Below are 7,196 nucleotides of genomic sequence, written 5' to 3'. Positions count from 1 at the left end.
CCTCCGCTCGCTCCCAACTGACATAGCCTTCATGGGCGCCCCGGATCAACGCCAGCCATTCCTCGCGCGCGACACCAAATGTCTCGGCAACCGCGCTCGTCGCAAACCGTCCTTCGGCGGCGACATCGTGCGGAGCATCTGTTTTTTTGGGTTCGCCTGGTCGAGGGCCTCTTTGAGGCTCTCGCTTCCAGCGTCTTCATTGCCGAGAACGCGCTGGAGTTCACGCACCTGAGCCTGCAGAGCCTGGTAGTCCGATGCCGGCACAACCTCTTCGCAGGCAACCGCAGCTGTCAACGCGCCCTGTGCCGCGATCCGGCGCCATGTGAAGAGCTGGTTTGGGCGATGCCGTGCTGGCGCGCGACCAGGCTCACCGTCACACCAGGCGCATAAGTTTCCTCAACGATCCGCATCTTCTCGGCTGGGGTGCGCCGGCGCCGTCGCTCCGGGCCCGCAAAATCTCTGCGCGGATCGGCTTCTCGTCGATAATTCTAGTCAAAATGTCGGGATAGACTCGCTCTTACATAAGGGTGGGTCCCTGTCGGATATTTTGGGGCCGCTTCATTCTCCAGGCGATCACCAACCTTCACGAAGCCGACAGGGGCAGCAACAACGAGTTCGCCACGGCGGGGTCGTAGCGGGCCGAGAGCGAACGCTGGCGCAGAAGATCGAGCTCGTACTCATTGAGACTGCCCGTCAACCCCAGCAGCAATCGGTATCGACGACGCGGCACATCTCGATGAGCTGCTGCCAGTCGCGGCTGTTGCAGCAAAGCGCGAGACCTCTCGCGCCGCAACCACACCAACCTTGCCAAGGCAGATCTCTGCGACCATCTGGTCGAAACCGGCGCGGGTGACGGTGCCGGCGGCCGAGCGGCCAGAGATCGTCATCGATCGTGTCGATGCGAGACCAACCAAGCGCCGTTATACGGTCGCGCATCGCGTATTGAAGCATGCTGTTCTCGCGATTGTGCAGGACCTGATTGGGCTGACGACTGCCGCACATACAGGATCGCATTGCGCTCCAGATGATGCGACCTGATCTTCTCATGCATCATAACGCGCCTCCTGTGCTGGAGTGCGGTCGCTGTCGACGTGATCGAGGATCAGCTGACCATCAGCCTCGTCACTGATAGACGCGTCGGCGGGCAGTGCCTGCCATTGCGGCGTCTGCACCGTCTTGGCGTCGTTCGGGTTCGAAAACAGATTCACGCCGGCATCTCCAGCCACCGGCGCAATGGCTGGCCACAAAGGGTGCAGCGGAAGACCGCCACGTCACCCTTCTCGATCACCTCATGGATAAGGCTCGCCGCTCAGCCCAGGGATGCCATGGGTGAAGAAGCTCACGCTCAACATCGGTCCTGTGGGCCTTGCGTGGTCGAGTTGTACGACACCGCGAGGCTGCAATCCTCGCTCGGCTACCAGACCCCCGGCGGCCTTCGCCGAGGTCTTCACCGCAACCGGCTCCGGCGCTGCGCAGATCGAAGGCTCCGCGCCTCCGCCAGCCGCTTATGTGAGGAAGGGTCGCGGGAAGGGTGTGTGAGGGCAACATTTTTTCACTTCCTCGGTTCGGTTGGCCAATCCATGGTATGAGCCCGATTGCGTGACGCGGCTCGTTTATCCGAGCCAGATCCAACTTATACACGGTCGCTGTTCGAGACAGCGGCACCAACATCCCGCTTGCGGCGGACAAGGGCTCAGGAGGAAGAGACCGTTCTAATGTACGGGCCTATTGAGGCCATACCAGTAGTCGGTTCGTCCACCTGGATCCGCCAGGACTCTGGATCGGGTCCTGGAAGATTGCAGAAATTCCAGTTTGGCTAACGCGTCAGGCGGTCTTCATGGCCGCACCCTTGATGACGGACCGGCGTTGACGTATTTCCACAGCGCGACGAGCAATTGCGGGCAAGCGCGACGATCATCGTCTTCTTGAGACGGCCGCCGTTGCATTTCACCCGATCCTCGAACCACAAAGGTGAGCGCCGATCGCTGTTCATGGGCCGCCACAGCCAGGCGAGCTGGATCAGCGTCGTTCGCAGCCTTGGATTGCCCGAGTTCGAGACCCCTTGATCATGATCGACCGCGCCGATCTACCAGGGTGTCGGCGCGAGCCCGCATAGGTGGCAACCCGTCGTCCGTTGTCGAAAGTGACGCGACAGCCCCTCCGACCACAGGATGCGAACTCCGGCCCGATGCCTTTTAGATTGAGCAGCATCGCCGGTGCCGGCGAGACGCTGGTCGCGATGCAGCGGCTCGTAGCCGGACACGCCCGGGGTGAACAGAAGGCCTTTGATCCTGTTGACGTGGTGCACGCGCTCGTTCGTCAACGCCATGCGCTCACGCGTGATGCGGCGACGATCCTCCTCATCGGGGTGTGGGAAGTTCGCAGCATCGAACACACCGTGGCTCGCCCGCTTGTAGGCCAGCAACGCCCGGACCAGCTTCAGCAACATCATCAGCGTGCAATAGCCGCCCCTGTCAGCAAATTCGAAGAACCGTCAGCACGCCAGAAACAAGATTATTGCAGAGATTTCTTAGAACTTTAACCCAAGGAAAGCGCATTCTAGGCGATTATGGTTCCACGTTTGTTGTTGTGCCGGTCAGTGATAATTGCCGGGTCGGAAAAGGGATCTTCTCATGTACATCCTAGAAACGCCGCGCCTAATCCTAAGGCCGCCGTCGCGTAGCGACGAGCTTCTTCTACATGGACTTCATAGCGATCCGTTCGTGGTAAACGCTGTCGGAGATGGAGTCTATCCGGCGCTAGAGCAGTCGAAAGCTGCACTGCTTCAGTTTATCAATCATTGGCAGCACAATCATTTCGGCTTATGGATGGTGTTTGTCAAGGATGAAGGCGAAGCCAGAAAATTCGCTGGCTATTGTGGATTGATGTGCAGTGGCCCGAATCTGCCCGAAGATCCACATAACGTCGAACTCGTATACTGCTTCCACCTTGCGGCCGCTGGGCATGGGATCGCCCCCGAGGCCGGGAGGGCAACATTACGATTTGCTTTCGAGCGCTTAACGCTTGAGAAGGTCACTGCATTCATTCGCCCAACGAACACGCGTGCGCTTAGTGCAGCTCCGAAAGTCGGCCTTTGCTACGTCAGGGACCGAATTTGCAACAACATGATGATGCAATATTTCGAGGTATTTCCTACGACGGTTGTCCAAACGGACGAATTACTTGTTTCGGCCTACACAGATCCAGACGTTATTCCAGATCAGTAGTGCTTCTGTATTGGGCCCTTACTCGTCAAGTCCCTTCGAGTGATCATCACGCCGCTGGGATCATGCTTCTGTCGTGGTCAGCAGGATGATGGGCATTGGCATCGAGACGGCAGGCATGCTGGTGCAAGAGATCCTGTCGCGCACTCTGCGCGATCGTCGCGCAGTGGCCTTATGCCGGGCTGACCGGCGCGCCGGACGAGAGCGGCTCCAAACGGCGCGAGAAAGCGGGCCCGCAATACGCGGGTCAGGCGCGGCATGATCCACCTCGCCTGGCGGTGGCTGATGTTCCAGAAGGGCAGCGCCCTGGCGCAGTGGTTCGCGCAGCGCACCGCCGGTCTCCAGCGCAACCTGCGCAACACCATGATCGTGGCCCCGGCGCGCAAGCTGCTGATCGCGCTGTGGCGCTATGTGGCAGCGGCGAGGTGCCGGACGGCCATCCTGCGCCCGGTCCATGAACGATCGGATGACACAGTTAAGGAGCACACGACACACAAAGGTCCGGGCATCCATCCGCCGACAGCGGAAGCAATGCCAGATGATCCGAGGCGGCGGTGACCCGTAAAGCATCTATGGCATGGACATCCATGCACGCGGGAGAGGATGGGAACCGCCACCGAGGAGCCTTGCCGCCGATGCGCATGACTGCATCATGGGTTCGGATCGCTGCGATCCGCCGAATACAAGGTTGTGGCGCCCTGGCGTCATGCTGGCAGGTCCCCCCTCAGATCGCCCCTTGCGCTAATCCGCCCGATCGGCCCGGTGCCGCTTGACCGATACCATCGATGATCCAACCGCGAGGAGGTCCCCCCTTTTGGGCAACGATGGCGCCGTGCTCGACCCTGTCCAGGACGCTGCGCGCCGGCTGCGGTGCCGGAAGCGGCCATCCTGGACAGGGCTCTGCGCACGGCCCTTCGCAGAAAGTAGGTCGGGACGGAGGGATGGCCGCAAACCGTCGAACAAAGGGATGCGATCGAAAAAATACCCCTTAACAGCGAAAGCCCCATACAAGGGGTGGGAGCGGAAAGAATGCTGAACGATAGACGGTCGCATGGGCTTTGGGAGCGGACAGCTCCGCCGCCGCCTGCGACGGAGAGGCTGGGATGTGACCTCGTCGCCGACGTCGCGATCGTCGGCGCAGGCTACACCGGGTTATCCACCGCGCTCCACCTTGCCGAGCGGGGCCTGGACACTGTCGTGATCGAGGCAGCCGAAATTGGTTTTGGCGCCGCCGGGCGAAGCACCGGGTTGGTGAATGCGGGCCTTTGGGTTATGCCCTCGGCGCTCAAGGAGACGCTCGGTCCGCTCTATGGCGATCGTTTGCTTAATTTGCTGCGCGATTCCCCACGCACCGTCTTCGAGATCGTCGACAAGCACAACTTGCAGTGCGAGCTGAAGCGGGCCGGCACGATCCATTGTGGAGCCGATAAGAAGGGCGTTGCCGAGATCGCGGAGCGAGCTCGGCAGTGGCAGGCGCTCGGCGCCCCGGTGCACATCCTCGACGCCGGGGAGACGCGTGCCAAGACAGGCACCTCAGCCTTCCCCGGAGGCCTCCTCGACCTGCGTGCCGGGACGATCCAGCCGCTCGCCTATGTGCGCGGCCTCGCTGGTGCGGCGATTGCCGCCGGCGCGACCGTCTTTACGGCGAGCCCGGTCGAGCACATCGGGCGCGAGGGCCGCCTCTGGCGGCTCGCCACGCAAGGTGGAACCGTCCGGGCGAAGTGGGCGGTTCTTTCGACCGACACCTACACGTCGCGCATCTTTCCCGAGCTGCGTGGCGAGCAAGTGGTGCTGCCCTTCTTCCATGTTGCGACTGCGCCGCTGAGCCACAGCATCCGCGGCACGATCCTGCCCGAGGGGCACGGCGCGTGGGACACCCGCACCGTGCTGACCGCCTTTCGCACAGACAATGCCGGCCGCCTCATCGTCGGCAGCGTCGGCGCGCTCCGCGGCGCCGGAACCGTGATCCATCGCAACTGGGCGCGGCGGCGTATCCGGGCGCTCTTCCCGCAGATCGGTGAGGTCGAGCTGGAGCATGAGTGGTACGGTCGGATTGGCATGACGAACGACCATCTACCCCGCCTTCACGCCCCAGCGGAAAACATGATCGCGCTGACGGGCTTCAACGGACGAGGCATCGCGCCGGGCACCGTGTTCGGCCGCGAGCTCGCCCGCCATATCAGCGGCGAGCTGCGGCTCGATGGGATGTTCCTGCCCGTGTCCCCGGCGCAGAACGCCCCCTTCCGGGCCATCAGAGAGGGCTACTATGAGCTCGGTGCGCAGATCGCGCATCTACCGCCGGCGCGCTAATACCCGTCGCGGGGCGCACAAGCTCGCGAGCTCGGCAGGCGCCACTACGGGATAAACGCACGATGTTCAGGTAGGTAACCCGTCATTGGAATTGCAAGCCTCGCCCTCGATCCCGCGCGCCTGCTCCATCGCAGAAGACATTTCGTATCGCGTGTTATAACTGGGGATGCTTCAGCCTGTGAGTGCTCGACGAGCTTGTGGCGCCGATGCAAGCCAGCGACTGAACGGGATCGCTATGCGTCCGATGCCAGGCACACCTTAAGCAGGACCATCGCCGCGCCCAAATCGCGCACCCGGAAGGCCGGGTAAAGGCCCAGCGCAACGCTGGCGGGCAGCGAAAATGATTCAAATGATGCAATAGCGGGAAGAACGCTCGCCTTCAGTCCCACCTTGAAAGAAAATCGAAGGGATCACTGCCCGAAATGCGCTCCAGTGGCCCAATTTCGAAGCTCCCTCTCAAAGCCCTTGCAAGCTGGTTATGCGCGAAGGAGGCTACGTGAACCACCCGCCCGAACAAAAGCCGGGGTATGAGAACCTCGGGCAGGTCAGACGGCGGCCCCGCACGGTGATCTTCCCACGGGAAATAATCGTACCAGCCCCGCCAGCCGTGCGGTGCGGACCTTTCGGCCTGCTCTTCCCGCGTCAGGCCGAGATAGCTGATTGAGATCACGCGCTGCACCTGCTCGTCACCGATCCGGTCGCGGTCAGCGAAGGTATAGAGCTGCTCGATGTAGCCCAGTGGATGACCGGTCTGCCGCTCCACCCAGGCTCTTAGCCCCGATTGCAAAGAGCGATGGTCGAGTTCAGATGGCCCGGACGGCAAGGCAATAGCCTGCCCGATGGTCAGGACGCGTGGCTCACCATTCGTCACGGCAACCACGACCGCGATCAGGTCCGCTTTGACGTCGTTGGCCTGGCGCCGGATCTGCGTTTCCTGGTTGGCTTTGCCTGATGGTCCATGATTCCTGAACTGGTTGGGCAGAGCTCTGCCGCCAAAGCGGCTGAACCGATTTAATGATTTTTCTACGATGACCGTAGGCGCGTCAACACCGCGCGCCGCCGCGATTTTAACTCTTCGCACCTGCACAAAAATGTGGCAAACGCGACAGCCGCGGTCGGTTTACCTCGGGGAAGGAGGGTCGATTGAGTGCGGTTGGGGATACCAAGGCGATCACACCGCCGGATATTCTCGCGCAAGGGTGGGATGCCGCTCGTCTGCCTGACTGCCTACACGACACCTGTCGCCCGGCTGTCGATCCCCATTGCGATGTGGTTCTGGTCGGCGACAGCGTCGGCATGGTTCTCCACGGCCTGCCCTCGACACTCGGCGTGACGCTCGAAATGATGATCATGCACGGCCAGGCCGTGCGGCGTGGCTTGCAGCAGTTGATGATCGTCGACATGCCGTTCGGCTCCTACGAGGAAAGCCCCGAGCAGGCTTTCCGCAATGCCGCACGCGTCATGGCTGAAACCGGTTGCGCGGCGGTCAAGCTGGAAGGCGGTGAGACGATGGCAGAGACGATCCGGTTTCTGGCCGAGCGCGGCGTGCCGGTCATGGGCCATGTCGGATTGACGCCACAGGCGGTCAATACCTTCGGCGGCTACCGCGTCCAGGGCAGAGGTGGTGATGCTGAGCGCGTCGGGAGCGACGCGCTTGCGGTG

Annotated in this window: 4 protein-coding genes and 4 pseudogenes; 4 read left to right on the top strand and 4 right to left on the bottom strand. The window is 62.0% G+C overall.

Translation table 11 applies throughout. The features are described 5' to 3' along the window. Positions 1–64 precede the first annotated feature (64 nt). The 3 genes and pseudogenes from EOA86_RS40290 to EOA86_RS15330 all read right to left on the bottom strand — a co-directional run. Positions 65–452: pseudogene (locus tag EOA86_RS40290) on the bottom strand (transposase); the annotation flags it as partial. A 591-nt stretch (positions 453–1,043) separates the two neighbouring features. Then, positions 1,044–1,208, bottom strand: a complete 165-nt coding sequence (locus EOA86_RS38635; RefSeq protein WP_164891763.1) for a hypothetical protein — start codon at positions 1,206–1,208, stop codon at positions 1,044–1,046. A 616-nt stretch (positions 1,209–1,824) separates the two neighbouring features. Continuing rightward, positions 1,825–2,374 (bottom strand): annotated as a pseudogene (locus EOA86_RS15330) (transposase); the annotation flags it as partial. Between the two features lie 259 nt (positions 2,375–2,633). Here EOA86_RS15330 and EOA86_RS15325 point away from each other — a divergent pair. The 3 genes from EOA86_RS15325 to EOA86_RS15315 all read left to right on the top strand — a co-directional run bounded on the left by EOA86_RS15325 (position 2,634) and on the right by EOA86_RS15315 (position 5,534). After that, positions 2,634–3,227, top strand: coding sequence for a GNAT family N-acetyltransferase (locus EOA86_RS15325; protein ID WP_091600641.1), 594 nt, complete (start codon positions 2,634–2,636; stop codon positions 3,225–3,227). A gap of 255 nt (positions 3,228–3,482) precedes the next feature. Continuing rightward, positions 3,483–3,782, top strand: a complete 300-nt coding sequence (locus tag EOA86_RS39395) for a hypothetical protein (RefSeq protein WP_206630030.1) — start codon at positions 3,483–3,485, stop codon at positions 3,780–3,782. 471 nt (positions 3,783–4,253) lie between these two features. Next, complete coding sequence (locus tag EOA86_RS15315) at positions 4,254–5,534, top strand: FAD-binding oxidoreductase (RefSeq protein WP_128342394.1); 1,281 nt, start codon at positions 4,254–4,256, stop codon at positions 5,532–5,534. 517 nt (positions 5,535–6,051) lie between these two features. On the opposite strand, the pseudogene EOA86_RS15310 reads toward EOA86_RS15315, so the two are convergent. After that, a pseudogene (locus tag EOA86_RS15310) lies at positions 6,052–6,494 on the bottom strand (hypothetical protein); the annotation flags it as partial. Positions 6,495–6,677: 183 nt separating this feature from the next. Between EOA86_RS15310 and EOA86_RS15305 the strand changes: the two are divergent. After that, positions 6,678–7,196 (top strand): annotated as a pseudogene (locus EOA86_RS15305) (3-methyl-2-oxobutanoate hydroxymethyltransferase); the annotation flags it as partial.

It is taken from the genome of Mesorhizobium sp. M5C.F.Ca.IN.020.32.2.1, assembly GCF_004023105.1.
In the GTDB taxonomy this organism is placed as follows: domain Bacteria; phylum Pseudomonadota; class Alphaproteobacteria; order Rhizobiales; family Rhizobiaceae; genus Mesorhizobium; species Mesorhizobium wenxiniae.
This window is presented reverse-complemented; position numbering and strand designations above follow the sequence as displayed.

Coding starts and splice junctions, on each gene's coding strand:
- EOA86_RS39395 (WP_206630030.1), top strand. CDS start 3,483: ATGATCCACCTCGCCTGGCGGTGGCTGATGTTCCAGAAGGGCAGCGCC.
- EOA86_RS15315 (WP_128342394.1), top strand. CDS start 4,254: ATGCTGAACGATAGACGGTCGCATGGGCTTTGGGAGCGGACAGCTCCG.
- EOA86_RS15325 (WP_091600641.1), top strand. CDS start 2,634: ATGTACATCCTAGAAACGCCGCGCCTAATCCTAAGGCCGCCGTCGCGT.